The organism is Streptomyces huasconensis (assembly GCF_021028635.1).
In the GTDB taxonomy this organism is placed as follows: domain Bacteria; phylum Actinomycetota; class Actinomycetes; order Streptomycetales; family Streptomycetaceae; genus Streptomyces; species Streptomyces huasconensis.
This window is the reverse complement of record NZ_CP086119.1, coordinates 6,335,050-6,353,475: the sequence shown is the minus strand read 5'-3', so window position 1 is coordinate 6,353,475 and position 18,426 is coordinate 6,335,050. Positions and strand designations below refer to the sequence as shown.

Below are 18,426 nucleotides of genomic sequence, written 5' to 3'. Positions count from 1 at the left end.
GCCTGCACCGAAGGCACGTCAGCCCCGCCCCCCACCCTTCGCGCGGGCTCCGCACGCCCCGGCAGGCCGCCGGTGGGGCCGGGGGCACGGTGGGCTGACGCCGTGGAGACGGGCTCCGCCACGGCCCCGGCGCCTGTTCCTGCCGACGAGACGGCGACCGCAGGCCACCGCGCCGCACGAGCACCGTCCGCCGCAGGCCAGGACTCGGACGGCTGAGCACGACAGGCCGAGACCGTGGAGACGGGCTCCGCCACGACCCCGGCGTCCGTTCCTGCCGACGAGACGGCGACCGCGGGCCACCGCGCCGCACCAGCGCCGTCCGCCACAGGAGCAGGCCAGGGCTCCGACGGCAGGGCGGCGAGGTGAGCTGACGCCGTGGAGAGAGGCTCCGTCACGGCCTCGGCGTCCCCTTCTGCCGACGAGGCGGCGACAGCGGCCGCGGGCCGCCGCGCCGCACGAGCACCGGCCGCCGCCGCAGAGGCAGGCCGAGACTCCGACGACCTGGCACGGCGCCCCCGCTCCCCCGCCGTCACCGGCCCCGCCACTTCGGCGGGCGCTTCTCCGTGAAGGAGGCGTGGAACTCGGCGTAGTCCTCGCCGTTCATCAGGAGCGCCTGGGTCGCCGCGTCCAGCTCCACGGACGCGGCCAGGGGCATGTCCAGCTCGGCGGTGAGCAGTGCCTTCGTCTGGGCGTGGGCGAGGGCCGGGCCGTCGGCGAGGCGGCGGGCCAGGGTTCGGGCGGCCTCCGGGGCCCCGCCTTCGTCGGTCAGCTCGCTGATCAGGCCGATCCGCTCGGCCTCGGGGGCGCGGACCGCGTCGCCGAGCATCAGCAACCGCGTGGCGTGGCCGAGGCCGACGACACGGGGCAGGAGGTAGGCGGCCCCCATGTCGCCGCCGGAGAGGCCGACGCGGGTGAAGAGGAAGGAGAAGCGGGCGCTCGAGTCCGCGACGCGGAAGTCCGCGGCGAGGGCGAGCACCGCGCCGGCGCCCGCGGCGACCCCGTGCACGGCGGCGATCACCGGGAAGGGGCACTCCCTGATGGCCCGCACGACCTGGCCCGTCATGCGGTTGAAGTCGAGGAGCTGGGCGGTGTCCATGGCGAGGGTCGCGCCGATGATCTCGTCCACGTCGCCGCCCGAGCAGAAGCCGCGCCCCTCGCCGCCGAGCACGAGGGCCCGCACGGATCTGTCCCGAGACAGCTCGGCGAGGAGGTCGCGCAGGTCGGCGTAGGCGCCGAAGGTGAGGGCGTTGAGTTTGTCGGGGCGGGCGAGGGTGACCGTGGCGACTCCGTCGTCGACGGTGAGGCGCAGATGCCGCCACTCGGGGGTGGGGGAAGCGGAGCCGGTGAAGGGACTCATCAGGTGCGGCCTCCTCGGCCTGCGGGCTGAGTTCGCGGGGTGCGCTGAGTTCGCTCCACCGAAGTTATCACTGATGTGTGACTGTCGTCATGAGTACGCGATAGGGGCGGGTCCGGTCTCCTGGAGCGGGCAGGGTCGTACGTCCCCCGCATGCCCGACCGTCGCCTCTGTCGACATAGCGCTTAGGATTCGTACGGTTGAAAGCAGGACCGCCTGCTGCCCTGAACGGACCCGCCTTGCACGAGCCCCCCTCCCCCGCCTCCTGGCGCATCGCGCTGCCGCACACCTCGGCGGCCGTGCCCGTCGCGCGCGCCCTGGTCCGTACCGCGCTCACCGACATCGAGGCGTCCCCCGACACGGACACCGCCGAACTGCTCACCGCGGAGCTGGTCGCCAACGCCGTCGAGCACACCGTGGGGCAGGAACCCATAGAGCTGGTGATCGAGCTGCTGCCGACCGGCTGCCAGGTCGAGGTGCACGACTCCAGCCCGCTGCCGCCCGGCGACCTCACCGCCCCCGAGCCGCCCGGCGAACCGGACCCCTGGCAGGAGCACGGCCGCGGCCTGCTCCTGATCCGCACCCTCAGCTCGTCCTGCGGTCACCGCCCCACCGCGTCCGGCAAGGCGGTGTGGTTCACACTCCCGACGCGACCCCAAGGGGGCCGTCCCCAGGGGAGCCGCCCCTAGGGGAACCGAACCGTCCCCAGGGCAGCCGTCCCTACATTCCCGGCACCGGGTCCCGCGTCACCGGGCAGCTCATGCACCGCGGCCCGCCCCGGCCGCGCCCCAGCTCGCTGCCGAGGATCTCGATGACCTCGATGCCCTGCTTGCGCAAGTACGTGTTGGTCGTCGCGTTCCGCTCGTACGCCACCACGACGCCCGGCTCGACCGCGAGGACGTTGCAGCCGTCGTCCCACTGCTCCCGCTCGGCCGCGTGCACGTCCTGGGTGGCGGTGAGCACCCGGATGGCGTCCAGTCCGAGGGCGGCGGCGATCGCGCGGTGCATGTTCTCCGGCGGGTGGTCGGTGACCTTCAACTCCCGGTCGCCGACGCCCGGTTCGATGGTGTAGGAGCGGAGCATGCCGAGGCCCGCGTACTGCGTGAAGGTGTCGCCGTCGACCATCGTCATGACCGTGTCGAGATGCATGAACGCGCGCCGCTTCGGCATGTCGAGCGCCACGATGGTCTGCGCGGAGCCCGCCGCGAAGAGCTTGTGCGCGAGCATCTCGACGGCCTGCGGCGTGGTGCGCTCGCTCATGCCGATGAGCACCGCGCCCTTGCCGATGACCAGGACGTCACCGCCCTCGATGGTCGAGGGGTAGTCCGCCTGGCCCTGCGACCAGACGTTGAAGTGCTCGCCGCGGAAGAGCGGGTGGTACCGGTAGATGGCCTCGAAGTGCACGGTCTCGCGCTGCCGGGCGGGCCAGCGCATCGCGTTGATGGAGACGCCGTCGTAGATCCACGCCGATGTGTCGCGGGTGAAGAGGTGGTTGGGGAGCGGGCGGAGCAGGAAGTCGTCGAGGTCCATGCAGTGGAAGCGCACGGAGGTCGGCTCGGGGTGGGCCTCCAGGAACTCCCGCTTGGTCATGCCGCCCACCAGCGCCTCGGTCAGCTCCACCGACGGCATCGTCTCGAAGGCGACCCGCAGGTGGTCGGTGGCGAGGGGGCCGTACTCCTTCTCGTCGAAGACGCGGTCCAGGACGAGCAGGCGCGCCTCCGGTACATCCAGCGTCTCTTTCAGCAGATCGCCGAAGAGGTGCACCGCCACGCCCCGGTCGCGCAGCACGTCCGCGAAGCCGTCGTGCTCCTGGCGGGCCCTGCGCACCCACAGGACGTCGTCGAAGAGCAGGGCGTCCTTGTTGCTCGGAGTCAGCCGCTTGAGCTCCAGATCGGGGCGGTGCAGTATGACGCGGCGCAGCCGCCCGGCCTCGGAGTCGACATGGAATCCCATGGGTCCATCTTTCCCCGGCCGGGCGGCCCGCGCGCGGTCAACACGGCAACGTCATCTGATGCCGCCTCAGTCTCCCGGCGTCCGGCGGCTCAGAGCCGCGGGTCCACCGGCTCCGACTCCAGGGCGAGAACCGCGAACACCGCCTCATGCACGCGCCACAGCGGCTCGCCGCCCGCCAGCCGGTCCAGCGCCTCCAGGCCGAGCGCGTACTCGCGCAGGGCGAGCGAGCGCTTGTGGCCGAGGGTGCGGCCGCGCAGCTTCTCCAGGTTCTCCGGCCGCGTGTACTCCGGGCCGTAGATGATCCGCAGGTACTCGCGGCCCCGGCACTTCACGCCGGGCTGCACCAGCCGGCCCTGTCCGTTCGTGGCCAGGGCCTCGACCGGCTTGACGACCATGCCCTCGCCGCCGCGTCCGGTCATCTCCAGCCACCAGTCGACGCCCGCCCGCACCGACGCCTCGTCGCCGGTGTCGACGTAGAGGCGGCGGGTGGTCTGGAGGAGGTCGGAGCCCTGGCCGCCGTCGTGCTCCACCATGCGGTCGATCAGGGCCAGTTGCCGGTCGTGCGGGAGCCCGGCGAGGCTGCGGCCCTGGGCGGCCAGGATCTGGAACGGCGCGAGGCGCACGCCCTCCAGGCCGTCGGTCGGCCAGCAGTAGCGGCGGTACGCGTCGGTGAAGGCGGCGGCGTCCGCGGCCCGTTCCCGCTGCCGCGCGAGCAGCGCGCCCGCGTCGACACCGCGTGCCGTCGCGGCCTCCAGGGCGGCGAGCGCGCCGGGGAAGGCGGCCCCGGCGGCGGCGCCCACGGCCGCGTACTGCGTGCGGAGCAGGCCGGACGCCTTCAGCGACCACGGCATCAGCTCGGCGTCGAGCAGCAGCCAGTCCGTCTCCAGCTCCTGCCACAGGCCCGCCTCGGTGACGGCGGCGCGCACCCGGCCGAGCAGCTCCTCCGTGACGGACGGGTCGGCGAAGAACGGGCGGCCCGTGCGGGTGTAGAGGGAGCCGGTCGGACCGTCCACACCGAAGCGCTCCCGGGCCACGTCCGCGTCGCGGCAGACCAGGGCGACCGCGCGCGAGCCCATGTGCTTCTCCTCGCACACGACACGGCCGACACCGTCCTGCGCGTACGAGGCGAAGGCCTCGGCCGGGTGTTCCAGGTAGCCCTCCCGCCGTGACGTGGCGGTGGGCGCCATCGTCGGCGGCAGGTACGGCAGCAGGCGCGGGTCGGTCGCGAAGCGGCTCATGACTTCGAGGGCCGCCGCCGCGTTCTCCTCGCGCACGGCGACGCGGCCGGCGTGCCGGGTCTCCACGACGCGGCGGCCGTGCACGTCGGTCAGGTCGAGGGGGCGTCCGTCGTGGCCGCCGGGTGCCTCGCTGCGCAGCGGCTTGGCGGGCTCGTACCAGACCCGCTCCGCGGGGACGTCGACCAGCTCGCGCTCCGGCCAGCGCAGCGCGGTCAGCCTGCCGCCGAAGACGGCGCCGGTGTCCAGGCAGATGGTGTTGTTCAGCCAGGTCGCGGTGGGTACCGGAGTGTGGCCGTAGACGACGGCGGCCTTGCCGCGGTACTCCTCCGCCCACGGGTAGCGCACCGGCAGCCCGAACTCGTCGGTCTCGCCGGTGGTGTCGCCGTACAGCGCGTGCGAGCGCACCCGCCCCGACGTGCGCCCGTGGTATTTCTCGGGCAGACCGGCGTGGCAGACGACGAGCTTGCCGCCGTCGAGGACGTAGTGGGACACGAGCCCGTCCACGAACTCCCGCACCTGTGCCCGGAACTCCTCGCTCTCCGCCGCCAGCTGCTCGACGGTCTCGGCCAGGCCATGGGTGTGCTGGACGCTGCGGCCCTTGAGGTGGCGGCCGAGCTTGTTCTCGTGGTTGCCGGGCACGCAGAGGGCCGTTCCGGAGCCGACCATGGACATCACGCGGCGCAGCACGCCGGGGGTGTCGGGGCCGCGGTCGACGAGGTCGCCGACGAAGACGGCGGTACGCCCTTCGGGGTGCGTGCCGTCGACGTAACCGAGCTTGGTGAGCAGGGTCTCCAGCTCGGAGGCGCAACCGTGGACGTCGCCGATGATGTCGAAGGGGCCGGTGAGGTGGGAGAGGTCGTTGTAGCGCTTCTCGGTGACGAGGCGGGCGCCGTCGATCTCCTCGACGCCGCGCAGGACGTGCACCTTGCGGAAGCCCTCGCGCTCCAAGTGCCGCAGCGAGCGGCGCAGTTCGCGCTGGTGGCGCTGGATGACGCGGCGCGGCAGACCGGCCCGGTCCGCGCGCGTGGCGTTGCGCGCGGCGCAGACGTCCTCGGGCACGTCGAGCACGATGGCGATGGGCAGCACGTCGTACTGTCTGGCCAGTTCGATCAGCCGCTTGCGGCTGTCGCTCTGCACGTTGGTGGCGTCGACGACGGTGCGGCGGCCGGCGGCCAGCCGCTTGCCCGCGATGTAGTACAGGACGTCGAAGGCGTCGCCGCTGGCGCTCTGGTCGTTCTCGTCGTCGGCGACGAGCCCCCGGCAGAAGTCGCTGCCGATGACCTCGGTGGGCTTGAAGTGGCGCCGGGCGAAGGTGGACTTGCCGGAGCCGGTGGCGCCGACCAGGACGACGAGGGAGAGGTCGGTGACGGGGAGCACACGGCCCGTGACGTCGGCAGTAGGGGTGCCGGCGCCATTGTTCTTTTCGTTGCTGCTGCTGGTCATGCTGCTCGCACCTCCTTCGCGGTCCTGTCCGCCATCGGGCTCTTCTCCGTCCGGTGGAACACCGCCATCTGGGTCGGCGGTCCCACCTCGGGGTCCTCGTCCCCCACCGGCGCGAACTCCACGTCGTACGCGTGCCGTTCGGCCACCCGGCGGGCCCACGCGCGGAACTCCTCGCGGGTCCACTCGAAGCGGTGGTCGCCGTGGCGCGCGTGGCCGGCCGGGAGGGTCTCCCAGCGGACGTTGTACTCGACGTTCGGCGTCGTCACCAGGACGGTGCGGGGCCGCGCCGAGCCGAACACCGCGTACTCCAGGGCGGGCAGCCGCTCCATGTCGAGGTGCTCGATCACCTCGCTGAGCACCGCCGCGTCGTACCCCTTGAGCCGCTTGTCGGTGTACGCCAGCGAGCCCTGGAGGAGGGTGACGCGCTCCGCCCTGCGGTCGCCCATGCGGTCGAGCTTGAGCCGCCGCGAGGCGACGGTCAGCGCGCGCATGGAGACGTCGACCCCGACGATCTCGGTGAACCGCGCGTCCTTCAGCAGCGCCTGCACCAACTGGCCCTGGCCGCAGCCCAGGTCGAGCACGCGCGCGGCGCCCGCCGCGGTCAGTGCCGCGAGGATCGCCTCGCGGCGCCGCACGGCGAGCGGCACCGGCTTCTCCGACCCCTCTTCGACGTCGGGATCAGCGCTCTCCTCGTCGACGGCGTTGTCGATCTCGGTGACGTCCGTGTCGTCCGCGTCGGCGAGCCGCGCCAGTTCGAGCCGCTCCTGCGCCTCGCGGGTCAGGGACCGGCGCCGCGACAGATAGCGGCTGGTGATGAGCTGCTGCTCCGGGTGGCCCGCTAGCCAGCCCTCACCGGCGCGCAGCAGCTTGTCGACCTCGTCCGCCGAGACCCAGTAGTGCTTGGCGTCGTCGAGGACGGGCAGCAGGACGTACAGGTGGCGCAGTGCCTCGCCCAGGGTCAGCCGCCCCTCGGGCGCGTCGAGCACGGCGCGCACGTACCGCGAGTCGCCCCACTCCGGGAACCGCTCGTCCAGCGGGACCGGCGTCGCCGTCACCGTCCAGCCGAGCGGCGTGAAGAGCGCCCGCACCAGCTCGGCGCCGCCGCGCGCGGGCAGCGCGGGCACCTCGACGCGCAGCGGCAGCGGCTGCGCGGCCCGCTCGGGGCGCGCGGCGCACTGCCCGCGCATCGCGCTGGAGAACACCGCCCCGATCGCGACGGCGAGCAGCGACGACGCGGCGTAGGGCCGGTCGTTGACGTACTGCGCGAGTGCCGCGTCCGGCGCGCCGCCCCGCCCCTTGCCCTTGCCGCGCCGCACGAGCGCGACGGGGTCGACCTCCAGGAGCAGCGCGGCCGTGCAGCGCTCCGCGGTGGCCTCGGGGTAGAGGACGTGCGCGGTGCCGTAGGAGGTGGAGAACGCCTGCGCCTTGCCGGGATGCTTGTGCAGCAGGAACCCGAGGTCGGTCGCGGGGCGGTCAGGGGTGCCGGTGGTGCTGATCGTCAGGAACACGGTGGATGGCCTCGAAACGGGATGAGGGCTGTGGATGCGCGCTCCGGGGCTGTGATCGCGGCCCTCTGTACGGGCTCGCCGCGGTGCGTGCGCCGCGCCGCGGCAACCCCCGCGCAACGGCGCCCGCCCCCGGTACGCCCCCTCAACGTACAGCGCGTGCCGCCCGCGCACCCGGGAATTTTCCCTCGTCAGCCAGGTACGGGAGCGGCGTCCTCGGCGGACCCTCCGGGGGGCCGCCCGGCGTGCGGGGCGATGTTTCGTGCGTGATGATCTGGACACTGGAGGCCTCAGCACCACGTACCGCATCCGTACCGCGAAGGAGTCCCCCGTGCGCGCCCTGGCACTCGTCTGCACCCTCTCCCCCTCCCCCGCGCCTTCGAGCAGTGAGCTGCTGGCGGGGCAGGTGCTGACCGAGATGGAGAAGCTGGGCGTGAGCGTGGAGTCCGTACGGATCGCCGACCACGACGTGCGCTCGGGCGTCTCGACGGATCTGGGCGAGGGCGACGCCTGGCCCGCGCTGCGCGAGAAGATGCTCGCGGCCGACATCCTGCTGATCGCCACCCCGATCTGGCTCGGCCACCCGTCGAGCGTCTGCCAGCGCGTCCTCGAACGGCTGAACGCCGAGACGGAGACCGACGACGAGGGGCGCCCGCTGATCCACGGCAAGGTGGCGGCCGTGGCGGTCGTGGGCAACGAGGACGGCGCGCACAAGGTGAGCGCCGACGTCTTCCAGGGGCTCAACGACATCGGCTTCAGCCTCGCGCCGGGGGCCGTCACCTACTGGGTGGGCGAGGCGCAGCAGGGCACCGACTACCAGGACCTGGACGAGACACCGGACGCCGTCGCCGACACGACCCGGGCGCTCGCGGCGAACACCGTGCACTTGGCGCGGCTGCTGCGCGACGCGCCCTTCCCTCCGCCGGCCTCGTGACGGCGAGCCGCCGCTTACGTCCACGCACGTCCGCTCACGTCCACTCACGTCCGCTCACGTCGGTAAACGTCCGCGTTGATCCGTCGCTCATCGTTTGTTGATCGGTTCCGATCACCCTGTGCCCGTCGATATTCGGGGGAAGACAGGGAAAGACCAGTGTCGGATACACGCATATCGGTGGCCGTACACGCCACCGACCCCCTCAGCCGCGCCGGAGTGATCAGCCATCTCCGCCACCAGCCCAGCGTCGAGCTGGTGGACCGTGCCGAGGACCCATCGCAGACACCTCAGGCCGCGCCCGGCACGGCGCCCGCGCCGGAGCGCGTCGCCGTCATGCTCGTGGACCGGCTCGACGACCTAGCGGGCACCGAACTGCGCCGGCTCGCGCGCTCCGCCGAGCAGCGCGTCGTCCTCATCGCCGGCGAGTTGCGCGAACCGGAGCTGCTCACGGTCGTCGAGTGCGGCGTACGCGCCATCCTCTGGCGGCACCAGGCGACCCCGCAGAAGCTGCTGCGCGCCGTGCACAGCGCGGCGCGCGGCGAAGGGGAGCTGCCGCCCGACCTCATCAACCGGCTCATGACCCAGCTGGGGCGGCTGCGGCTCTCGGCGCTCGACGGGCCGCCGTCCGCCGCCGGGGCCCTGGTGCCGACGCTGGGCATGGCGCCCCGCGAGGTCGACGTGGTCCGGCTGATCGCCGAGGGCCTCGACACCAAGCAGATCTCGGAGAAGCTCGCCTACTCCGAACGCACCGTCAAGAACGTCCTGCACGCGCTGATGACGCGCCTGCAGCTCCAGAACCGCGCGCATGCCGTCGCGTACGCGCTGCGGGAGGGATACATCTGATGCCGCCGATCCACCGCCTCCGCCCGGCCGGGCCGGGGGTCTCCACGTGATCCACGAAGTGGACGAAGCGCTGCGTCGGTTGCTGCGGGCCGCGCTCCCCGAAGGGTCGGGCGAGGTCGTCTTCGAGGCGCCCAACCGCGACTGGGCGGCGCGCCGCAACGCGCCGACGCTCAACTCGTACCTGTACGACATCCGCGAGGACGTGGCCCGGCGCGAGCGCGGCGCCTACGCGGAGCGCGGGCCGGACGGCGTGGTGCTGCGCAGGCGGCAGCCGCCGCGCTGGTTCCGCCTCTCGTACCTGCTCACCGCCTGGACCAACCGCCCGGAGGACGAGCACCGGCTCCTCTCGGCGGCCCTCGGCACGCTGCTCGCGCATGAACTGCTGCCGCCGGACCGGCTGCCGGACGCGCTCGCCGCGCTCGGGGTGCCGCTGCCGCTCGGCGTGGCGGTGCCGCCGCCCGAGTCCCGGTCCATCGCGGACATCTGGTCGGCGCTCGGCGGTGAGCTGAAGCCGTCCCTGGACGTGGTGATCACGGTGCCGTTCCCGGTCTCCCCGGTGTACGACGTGGCGCCGCCGGTCACCGAGGGCGCCGTCGTGTCCGTACGCGGCATCAACGGCGAGCCGGGCGACGCGCGTCCGCGGATGCTGCGCACCAGGGCCGGTGGCGCGGCCAGGCCGGCCGAAGAGAAGGGCCCCCGGTGAGCGCCGCCTCCGGCACGCTCCTCCCGCTGCTCGACGCGTTGCGCGGGCGCGTGGCGGAGCTGGTCGAGCGGCGCGGCTCCGCCGACCCGACGGCGGCCGACCCGCTGCGTGGCCTGTACGTGACGCAGGAGCACGCGCACCGGCTGGCCACGGCGGCCCCGCAGCCGGCCGCGGACCTCATGGGTTCGGGCGAACCCGGCGGGGCGCTGGGCGAGTTGGCCGGGTCGTTCGGGCTGTCCTCCCTTGATCAGCGCATCCTCCTGGCCGCCTGCGCGCCGGACGTCGACCGCCGCTTCGAGCCGCTGTACGGGTATCTCAACGACGACGTGGGGCGGCGCCGGGCCACGGTCGCGCTCGCCCTCGACCTCGCGGGCACCGCCCCGCACGATCCGGCCGCCCGCGCCCGCTTCCACCCCCTCGCGCCGCTGCGCGCCGGGGGCCTCCTCGCACTGGAGGACGAGGACCGGCCGCTGCCCGGGCGGGCGCTGCGCGTGCCCGAACGGGTGGTGGCGCGGCTCCTCGGCGACGACGCGCTCCTCGACACGGAACTGGTGGGCCGGGGCGTCGAGTTGCTGCCCCCGGCGGCACGCGATGTCTCCGCGCCGGGTGATCCGCTCGCCACGCGCCTCGCGGACCTCGCCGCCGACCGTGCGCTCCTCGTCCACCTGCGGGAGCACCGGGACGGCTCCGCCGCCGAGCCGGTGGCCGACGCGCTGCGGGCCACCGGGCTGCCCGTGCTGCGCCACCGGCCGACAACCGGGCCGGGGGACGACACCGGCCGCACCGCCCTCGCCCTGCTGCGCGAGGCGCGGTTGCGCGGGGCCGCGATCGTCGTGGGCCCGCTGCCCGACGAACCGGCGCCCCTGGTGCAGTCCCTGGCGACCGGGGACGTGACGGTGGTGTTCGTCGGAAGTGAGCCGTACGACCCCGGGTGGGCGCCGGACGCGGGGCTGCTCGCGCTGGACGCGCCGCCGCCCGGCGGGATCGACGCGGCGGCGGTGTGGCGCGCGGAGCTGGCCCGGCACGCGGGCACGGACCCGGGCGGACCGGACCTCCGCTTCGACCTGGCCGAAGCCGTCGCGCCCTACCGGCTCGGCGCCGCGCAGATCCGCCGGGCCGCCCGCGCCGCCGCGAACCTCGCCGCGTTCGACGGCACCGCGCCGACCGCCGCGCACGTCCAGAGCAGCGCCCGGCTCCAGTCCGCGCCGCTCCTGGACAAGCACGCCCGGCGCGTCCGGCCCCAGGTCGGGTTCGCCGACCTCGTACTGCCGGACGAGCCGCTCGCCCTGCTGCGTGAGCTGGCGCAGCGCGCCCGGCACCGCGACAAGGTGCTCGGCGAGTGGCGGTTGCGCACCGGGGGAGGCCGCGGCCGCGGCGTCGTCGCGCTGTTCGCCGGGGACTCCGGCACCGGCAAGACGCTGTCGGCCGAGGTGGTGGCCGGTGAACTCGGTCTCGACCTCTACGTGGTGGACCTGTCGGCGGTGGTCGACAAGTACATCGGCGAGACGGAGAAGAACCTGGAGCGCATCTTCGCCGAGGCGGACCGCACGGACGCCGTGCTGCTCTTCGACGAGGCCGACGCCGTCTTCGGCAAGCGTTCGGAGGTCAAGAGCTCCCACGACCGGTACGCCAACTTGGAGAGCGCCTATCTCCTCCAGCGCCTGGAGGCGTTCGACGGCATCGCGGTGCTGACCACCAATCTGCGCTCCAACATCGACGACGCGTTCACCCGGCGCCTGGACCTCGTGGTCGACTTCCCGTTCCCGGACGTCGACCAGCGCGTCACGCTGTGGCGGAGCTGCCTGTCCGGCACCCCCCGCACGCCCGACCTGGAGGCCGAACTCATGCGCTGCGCCAAGGAGTTCGAGCTCGCGGGCGGCGGCATCCGGTCGGCCGCGGTGACGGCCGCCTACCTGGCGGCGGGGCGCGGCGGGCCGGTCTCGGGCGCGGACGTGCGGGCCGGGGCGCGGCGCGAGTACCGCAAGATGGGCCGCTTGGAGCCGGGCGGGTCGCTGCCCTGGCAGTGAGCGGCACAGAGACGGCAGGGGCCGGGTGGCGCACCCCACGGTGCGCCACCCGGCCCCTGCCGTTCGCGACCTGCTCCGGTCCGGCTACTGCTCCGGCCAGTCGGAGATCGTCCACCCCATGCTCTTGTTGTTGTCGTCGCACTGCCAGGTGACCGCGCTCAGGTCGTTCTGCATGTCGACGAGGCACTCGCCCGAGCCGACGGCGACGATCCGCGTCAGCCCGTCCGGGCGCTTCTCCAGCTTCCACTTCTGGTTGTCGCCGAGCCGACCGGACTTGATGTTCCCCGGCTCGGCGTGGAGGATCTGGGCGATGTTGGTGTTCGCCTTCTGCTCCAGGACGGTGCCGGGGGCGTGGGCGGGCTCCAGGCCGTAGGTGTCCGACTCCGGGTAGTGGTGCAGAATCCAGTTCTGGTTCTCGCCGAACTCGTCCGTGAGGGAAGGGTTCTGGCCCACGTAGGTGCCGTCCTCCTGCTTGCCTTCCTTGACCTCCAGGTACCAGCCGCCGCCCTCGGCGCTGCGGATGGTGTGCGTCGTGGGGCCCTCGGGTTCGTCGGCCTTCTCCTCGCCGCCGCCCGGCTCCGACTTCGGCGGCTCCTCCTTGCCCGCGTCGGCCGGGGGCGCGGGCTTCTCCTTCTTCTCCTCGCTGGGTTCCGGCTTGGGGCTCGGCGCCTTCTTCATCTTGTCGCCCTGCGGGAGCTGCTGCTGTTTGCCGGGCAGCTCCCTGGCCTGGGAGGTCATGGCCGGCTTGTGCTGGAACCACATCACGGCCGCCGCGACGGCCAGCGCGACCAGGACCGAGAGCACCGCCATCGCCCAGCGCGGGATCACCGACGGCTGTACGTACGTGCCGCGCAGCTCCACGGGCTCGGGCACCCCGGCCCGCAGCACCGAGACGGTGAACGGGTGCTTGCTGGTGCCGCCGACCCAGCTCACCGCGCCCGGCTTCAGCCGCAGGTCGGCGAAGCCGGCGCGGCCGGGGGCGACCTGGACGGAGCCCGGCTCGGACTCCACCTCCAGCTCCTCGCCGTTCTCCCGGCCGGAGAAGGAGGCGGTCAGCTGCTGGTTGCCGAGGTTGTCGACGGCCACGGCGGCCCGTGCGCTGAACCGGCCGCGTACGACCAACGGCAGGAGTTCAGTGCGCAGTTCGGCGAAGGGGCCGACGGTGACCTGGCCCTCCACCACGTCCGCGGTGTGCGGCGCCTCGCGCGGCACCACCCGCACGCCGACCGGCGTCGGCTCCGCCACCGCGTCCGACGTGCGGGGCGGCGCGATCTCGACCTCGGCCGTGGCCTCCGCCCCCGGGTACAGCCGCAGGACGTCGGGCTGTACGCGGGCCCAGCCGGCCGCGGTCCCGACCACCTGGAGGCGGTACTCCTCGACGGTGTCACCCGTGTTGCGCACCCGTACCCGCATCTTCGCGGTGGAGCCGGGCTCCACCGTCGTCGCGGTCGGTTCCAATGCTGTCCACATGTCGCTCATCGCCCTACCACGCCGGGATTCTTCACGCTTCCGCCGACCATCGCCCGAAGGGTCGCGCTGTCCGCGACGCCGGTCCTGGGGAGGCCTACCGCCCCCTGGTACTCCTTGATGTGGGCGGCGGTGTTGCCGCTGTACCTGGCCGTGGTCGGCGCGGAGCGGCCGTTCGCGAAGTAGGCGACGCCATGCTCGGCGTAGGCCCGGTCGCGGTTCAGGTCGTCGTCGCTGATGCCGGCCTGGGAGGCCCACCAGAAGGCCGCCTGCAACTGCACGACCTCCCAGGTGTCCGCCCCGGAGCGGACGTCGTCGGGGCGGATGCCCTGGGCCCACAGGGAGGTCAGGGTGGCCCGGCCGAGCGTGCCCTTGTCGTCGGTGGCGAAGATCTGGGCGGTGTTGTGGCCGCTGTTCTCGCCGCTACGGACCACGGCCTCCTGGTAACAGATCAGCGAGGCCTCGGTGTTGGCGTCGATGACGCCGGGCGTCACGCGGCCGGTCAGCGTGCACGGGTTCTTCGAGCCGAGGGCGGCGAGGCGGTGCTGGGCGTACTCGACGACGACGTCCGCCTTGTAGCCGCGTTTCCAGGGCGGTCCCGCCTTGGTGCCGCCGCCCGCGCGGGGGGCTCGCGGCTCGTCGGCCCGTTCCGCGCCGCTCCCGCTTCCCCCGCCGCCACCGCCACCATCGGAGGAGCCGCCGGAGGAGCCGCCGGAGCCGCCCTTGTCCCCGTCGCCGGGCAGCTCGGCGCCACCACCGCCGCCACCGCCACCGCCAGTCACGTCGTCGCTGATCTTCTTGTCCTTCGGGGGCCCCGGGGCGTCCACGAGTTTCTTCTTCTCGCCGCCCTGTACGACCGCGTCCGGGGCCGGGACGGCCTGGTTCTCGCGTGCGGAGCCGGTCAGCTTGGGGGCGGAGGAGAACCAGAGCACCACGAACGCGATGGCGAGGGCGGCGAGGACGCTGCCGAAGGCGAGGAGCCGCCGGGGCAGGACCGAGCGCTGGTCGAAGCTGCCGGGCAGCTCGTGGGCGGTGTCGTCACCGGAGCGGCGTACGGAGACGGTGAGCGGGTGCGCCTGCGCCCCGCCGGTCCACAGCACCTGCTGCGGACGGACCGCCATCTTGACGAACGCGGCCCGGCCGGGCGCCACTTGGACGGCGGCGGGCAGGATCTCGAACGTCAGCCGGTCGGCGTCGGCGCGGGCGGTCAGGGACGCGGTGAGCGGGGTGTTGCCGAGGTTGTCCACGGCGACGGAGGCCCGGCCGCGGAAGCGTCCGACGAGGGTGGGCGGCAGCAGCTCGGCCCGGATCTCGGAGAACGGCGTGACGGTGACCTGGCCCTCGACGACATCGCGGGCCTGCGGGTTCTCCCGGGGCTCCACGCGGATGCCGAACGGCGTCGGACCCGCCGCCGCGTCCGGTGAGCGGGGCGGCGCGAAGGAGATCTCGGCGGTGCCCTCGCTGCCCGGGTAGAGCCGCAGGACCTCCGGTTCGACGCGGGACCAGCCCGCCGGGGCGCCGACCACCCCGAGCCGGTACTCCTCGACCGTGTCTCCCGTATTGCGTACGCGAAGCCGTACGGTTGCTCGGCCACCGGGGTCAACGGTCACCGCGGCCGGGTCAAGGGAGTTCCACCACGTCATACGGGCACGGTAGAGCCCGCCACGGGATCCCTCCTTGTACGAAAGGGCCACGTCAGGGGCAGCCCGTACTGCCCTCCCGTACGGGCCGGCGAGCCGTGCGCGGCGCCGTCCGGCGGCGGCTCAGCCGTGGGCCGGCAGGAGCGGCCGGGGCGCGCCGGTCCGCGCCTTCCACTGGGCGAGCTGCGCGGCGATCTCGGCGGCCTCCATGGCGCCGCGCCGGTCCATGACGCGGTGGGCGATGAGCAGGGCGCCCCTGGCCCGGTCGAGGTCGCCGAGAGCGAGGTGCGCCCGGCCCCGCGCGGCCATCGCCAGGGCGTGGCAGAACGCGTCGCCCAGCTCGCCCTCGGCGGCCAGCGCCGCGTCCGCACACTCCATGGCCTTGCCGGGGCTGCCCAGCTCCAGTTCGCAGGCGGCGAGGCGGGCCCAGCACAGCGCCTCCCAGCGGGGGTCGCACGCGCGGGCGTGCAGGCGCCGCGCCTCGTGCAGCCGGTCGGCGGCCTCGGCGGCGCGGCCCGCGGCCAGCAGGGCGCAGCCCGCCTGGTAGAGGACGTGGGCGAGGGTGGAGGTGCCGCCCGACTGCCGCGCCTGGCGCACCGCCTCGGTCAGCGCGGTGTCGGCTTCCGCGCACCGCCCGAGGCTGACGTGCACCCGTGCCATGTGGGAGAGGACGCGGATGCGGTCGCTGTGTCCGCCGAGCGCCCCGAACCGGGCGTAGGCGAGCCGCAGTTGCTCCAGGGCCGCTTCGGGGCGGCCCGTGCCCATGAGGACGATGCCCAGTTCGTGGCTGCCCTCGGCGCCGACCAGCGGGTCGCCCGCCGCCGCGGCCAGGCGCAGGCTCTCGCGCAGGGCCCGCTCGGCGCGGCCGTAGGTCTCGGTGCCGTAGTGCGGGGCGCCGAGGAGCCGCAGGGCGCGGGCCGCGGCGAGGTCGTCGCCGTGGCGGCGCGCGGTCTCCAGGGCGAGTTCGGCGAGCGGCTCCAGGTCGCGGTGGCGGGCGGTGCCGACCAGCAGGTGGGACCAGGCGGTGAGCAGGTCGACGGTGGGGCGCAGGCCGCTGGGTGCGCCGCCGTCGTCGTCCGCCGTGTCCGGGATGTGCCGCAGGGCGTTCTCGGCGGCGGCGTACAGGCGGGTGTGGGCGACGACGAGCCAGTCGCGGGCGGCGGCCTCGTCCGGCAGGTCCTTGCCCGGGGATGCGGGCCGGTGCAGCAGGGCGGGCAGCACGCTGTGCGGCTTCAGGTGGCGGACGGCGGTGACGACGGTGGCGAGGACGTAGTCGAGGAAGCGGAGGCGGGCGTCGGCGCGCTCGCGGGGGCTCTCCCGGTGTTCGCACCGGCGGCGCGCGAAGAGCCGTACGAGGTCGTGGAAGCGGTAGCGGTCCTCGCCGTGCAGCTCCATGAGGCCGGCGTCGACGAGGTGTTCCACCGCCGCCTCGGCCTCCTCGTCGGGCAGGTCGAGCAGGGCGCCCGCGGCGCCCCGGCAGAAGGAGGGCATGTAGCAGAGCGACACCATGCGGAAGGCGCGGGCGAGGTCCGCGTCGAGTGCTTCGTAGCCGAGCCGGAAGGTGGCCTCGACGCCGAGGTCGTCGACCCGCAGCTCGTCCAGCCGGCGGTGCTCATCGCGCAGCCGGGCGGCGAGGTCGGCGACGGCGCGGCCGGGCCGGGCGGCCAGGCGGGCGGCGGCGATGCGGACGGCGAGCGGGAGTCCGCCGCAGGTGGCGACCAGTTCGCGGGCGGCGGCCGGTTCGGCGGCCACGCGGTCGCCGCCGATCATGGCGGCGAGCAGGCCGAGCGCCTCCCGCTCGTCCATCGTCTCGACGTCGACGAGGCGGGCGCCGGGCAGGGTGATGGTCCGCGAGCGGCTGGTGACCAGGACGGCGCAGCCGGGGGTGCCGGGCAGCAGGGGCCTTACCTGCGCGGTGTCGCGGACGTTGTCGAGGAGGACGAGCACGCGGCGCCCGGCCAGCAGCGAGCGGTACAGCGCGGTCTGCTGGTCGAGGCCGTCGGGTACGGCGCTCTCGGCCACGCCGAGGGCGCGCAGGAAGCCGGTGAGCGCGCTGCCGCTGTCCACGCCCGGCGCGGGGTCGGCGCCGCGCAGGTCCACGTACAGCTGGCCGTCGGGGAAGTCGTCGCGTAAGGCGTGGGCGACGTGCACCGCGAGCGCGGTCTTGCCGACGCCGCCGAGCCCGGTGAGCGTGGCGACGGCCATCGCGCTTCCGGTGACGGCCCCGCGCAACGTCTCTGTCAGCAGGTCCACTTCGGCCTCGCGGCCCGCGAAGTCGGGCACAGGGGACGGGAGTTGGGCGGGGGCGTGGACGGCGGAGGCCGGTGGGGCGGGGAGTGGCGCGGGGGCGGGGCGTCGAGGGGTGTCCCTGGGGCGCGGCGGTGGGGTGTGGAACGGTGGGCGGGGGGCGCCGGCCGCCGTCGGGAGCGGTTCGCCGCCGCCCCGCAGGTTCTCGTACAGCCCGGTGAGTTCGGGGCCCGGGTCGACGCCGAGTTCGGTGGCGAGTGTGCGGCGCGCCGTCTCGTACACGGCGACGGCGTCCGCCTGGCGGCCGCAGCGGTGCAGGGCCAGCATCAGCAGGGCCTGGGCGCGCTCGCGCAGCGGGTGTTCGGCGGCGAACACCCGCAACGGGCCGGTCGTCTCGTCGTGCCGGCCGAGCGCGAGGGCGCAGGCGAAGAGTTCCTCCTGGGCGGTGACGGACAGTTCGGTGAGCCGGTCGCGCTGACGTGCGGCGTAGGGGCCGGGCAGGCCGGCCAGGGGCGCGCCGTCGGACAGGGCGAGCGCCGCCGTCAGCTCCTCGTGGGCTTCGGCGTGCCGTCCGGCCCCGCTCGCCCGGCGGGCCGCGGCCACCCGGTCCTCCAGCTCGCACGCGTCCAGGGCGGTACGCGGCACCCGCAGGGCGTAGCCGTCGCCGGCCGACACCAGGAGCCGGGCGGGCTCGCGGGCGCGCCGGTCGGGTTCGAGCAGGGCGCGCAGCCGGGAGACGTACGTGCGCAGGGTGCCCACCGCACGCGGCGGCGGCTCCTCGCCCCACAGCGCGTCGACCAGCTCCGAGGCGGAGACCGGCCGCCCGTCGCGCAGCAGCAGCACGGCGAGGGTGGCGCGCTGCTGCGGCGAGCCGAGCTTCAGCTGCCGTCCGTCGCGCCAGGCCCGCACCGGCCCGAGCACCTGGAACCGCAGTGCCCCGCCGGGGCCGCCCCGGTCGGCCGGCCGGCCGGCGGCGTCGCCGTTCCGGCCCGGATCACCTTCCGCGTCGCCCCACATGGTCAGCCCGCACCCCTTGCCCCGTGACGCACCGCAAATGTGCCCGTTCGTACTG

At 74.3% G+C, this 18,426-nt stretch carries 12 protein-coding genes; 5 read left to right on the top strand and 7 right to left on the bottom strand.

What is annotated here, in order from left to right:
* Positions 1 to 529: 529 nt before the first annotated feature.
* Positions 530 to 1,357, bottom strand: a complete 828-nt coding sequence (locus J2N69_RS28705) for an enoyl-CoA hydratase family protein (RefSeq protein ID WP_230903268.1) — start codon at positions 1,355 to 1,357, stop codon at positions 530 to 532.
* Between the two features lie 221 nt (positions 1,358 to 1,578).
* On the opposite strand from J2N69_RS28705, the gene J2N69_RS28700 reads away from it, so the two are divergent.
* Positions 1,579 to 2,043: an ATP-binding protein gene (locus J2N69_RS28700; protein WP_230904914.1), complete on the top strand. Its 465-nt coding sequence runs from the start codon at positions 1,579 to 1,581 to the stop codon at positions 2,041 to 2,043.
* 31 nt (positions 2,044 to 2,074) lie between these two features.
* Here the strand turns inward: J2N69_RS28700 and J2N69_RS28695 are convergent, their stop codons facing one another.
* The 3 genes from J2N69_RS28695 to J2N69_RS28685 form a co-directional block, all read right to left on the bottom strand.
* Positions 2,075 to 3,307: an arginine deiminase gene (locus J2N69_RS28695; protein ID WP_230903267.1), complete on the bottom strand. Its 1,233-nt coding sequence runs from the start codon at positions 3,305 to 3,307 to the stop codon at positions 2,075 to 2,077.
* 89 nt (positions 3,308 to 3,396) lie between these two features.
* Complete coding sequence (locus tag J2N69_RS28690) at positions 3,397 to 5,988, bottom strand: polynucleotide kinase-phosphatase (protein WP_230903266.1); 2,592 nt, start codon at positions 5,986 to 5,988, stop codon at positions 3,397 to 3,399.
* The gene (locus J2N69_RS28685; RefSeq protein ID WP_230903265.1) at positions 5,985 to 7,496 is read right to left on the bottom strand and encodes a 3' terminal RNA ribose 2'-O-methyltransferase Hen1; all 1,512 of its coding nucleotides are present in this window, start codon (positions 7,494 to 7,496) and stop codon (positions 5,985 to 5,987) included. Before J2N69_RS28685 ends, J2N69_RS28690 begins: the two co-directional genes overlap by 4 nt.
* 328 nt (positions 7,497 to 7,824) lie before the next feature.
* Here J2N69_RS28685 and J2N69_RS28680 point away from each other — a divergent pair, with 328 nt between their 5' ends.
* The 4 genes from J2N69_RS28680 (at position 7,825) to J2N69_RS28665 (ending at position 12,000) form a co-directional block, all read left to right on the top strand.
* Positions 7,825 to 8,427 carry a flavodoxin family protein gene (locus J2N69_RS28680; protein WP_230903264.1) on the top strand — a complete coding sequence of 201 codons (603 nt, stop codon included), beginning with the start codon at positions 7,825 to 7,827 and terminating at the stop codon, positions 8,425 to 8,427.
* Positions 8,428 to 8,583: 156 nt separating this feature from the next.
* Positions 8,584 to 9,270 carry a response regulator transcription factor gene (locus J2N69_RS28675; RefSeq protein ID WP_230903263.1) on the top strand — a complete coding sequence of 229 codons (687 nt, stop codon included), beginning with the start codon at positions 8,584 to 8,586 and terminating at the stop codon, positions 9,268 to 9,270.
* Positions 9,271 to 9,316: 46 nt separating this feature from the next.
* Positions 9,317 to 9,973 (top strand): Pvc16 family protein, encoded by a 657-nt coding sequence (locus J2N69_RS28670; protein ID WP_230903262.1) that lies wholly within the window; start codon positions 9,317 to 9,319, stop codon positions 9,971 to 9,973.
* Entirely contained in the window at positions 9,970 to 12,000 is a 2,031-nt protein-coding gene (locus J2N69_RS28665; RefSeq protein WP_230903261.1) for an AAA family ATPase, read from the top strand. Before J2N69_RS28670 ends, J2N69_RS28665 begins: the two co-directional genes overlap by 4 nt.
* Positions 12,001 to 12,084: 84 nt before the next feature.
* On the opposite strand, the gene J2N69_RS28660 is transcribed toward J2N69_RS28665, so the two are convergent.
* From J2N69_RS28660 to J2N69_RS28650, 3 genes are all read right to left on the bottom strand, one after another.
* Entirely contained in the window at positions 12,085 to 13,479 is a 1,395-nt protein-coding gene (locus J2N69_RS28660) for a hydrogenase expression protein (protein ID WP_230903260.1), read from the bottom strand.
* Positions 13,476 to 15,110 (bottom strand): peptidoglycan-binding domain-containing protein, encoded by a 1,635-nt coding sequence (locus tag J2N69_RS28655; RefSeq protein ID WP_230903259.1) that lies wholly within the window; start codon positions 15,108 to 15,110, stop codon positions 13,476 to 13,478. The genes J2N69_RS28660 and J2N69_RS28655 overlap by 4 nt, the downstream gene beginning before the upstream one ends.
* A gap of 120 nt (positions 15,111 to 15,230) precedes the next feature.
* Positions 15,231 to 18,371, bottom strand: coding sequence for an AfsR/SARP family transcriptional regulator (locus J2N69_RS28650; RefSeq protein ID WP_230903258.1), 3,141 nt, complete (start codon positions 18,369 to 18,371; stop codon positions 15,231 to 15,233).
* Positions 18,372 to 18,426 lie beyond the last annotated feature (55 nt).

Bases quoted from the DNA above. Each gene is read 5' to 3' on its own strand.
- J2N69_RS28705 (WP_230903268.1), bottom strand. From the start codon at position 1,357: ATGAGTCCCTTCACCGGCTCCGCTTCCCCCACCCCCGAGTGGCGGCAT.
- J2N69_RS28695 (WP_230903267.1), bottom strand. From the start codon at position 3,307: ATGGGATTCCATGTCGACTCCGAGGCCGGGCGGCTGCGCCGCGTCATA.
- J2N69_RS28690 (WP_230903266.1), bottom strand. From the start codon at position 5,988: ATGACCAGCAGCAGCAACGAAAAGAACAATGGCGCCGGCACCCCTACT.
- J2N69_RS28660 (WP_230903260.1), bottom strand. From the start codon at position 13,479: ATGAGCGACATGTGGACAGCATTGGAACCGACCGCGACGACGGTGGAG.
- J2N69_RS28655 (WP_230903259.1), bottom strand. From the start codon at position 15,110: ATGACGTGGTGGAACTCCCTTGACCCGGCCGCGGTGACCGTTGACCCC.
- J2N69_RS28650 (WP_230903258.1), bottom strand. From the start codon at position 18,371: ATGTGGGGCGACGCGGAAGGTGATCCGGGCCGGAACGGCGACGCCGCC.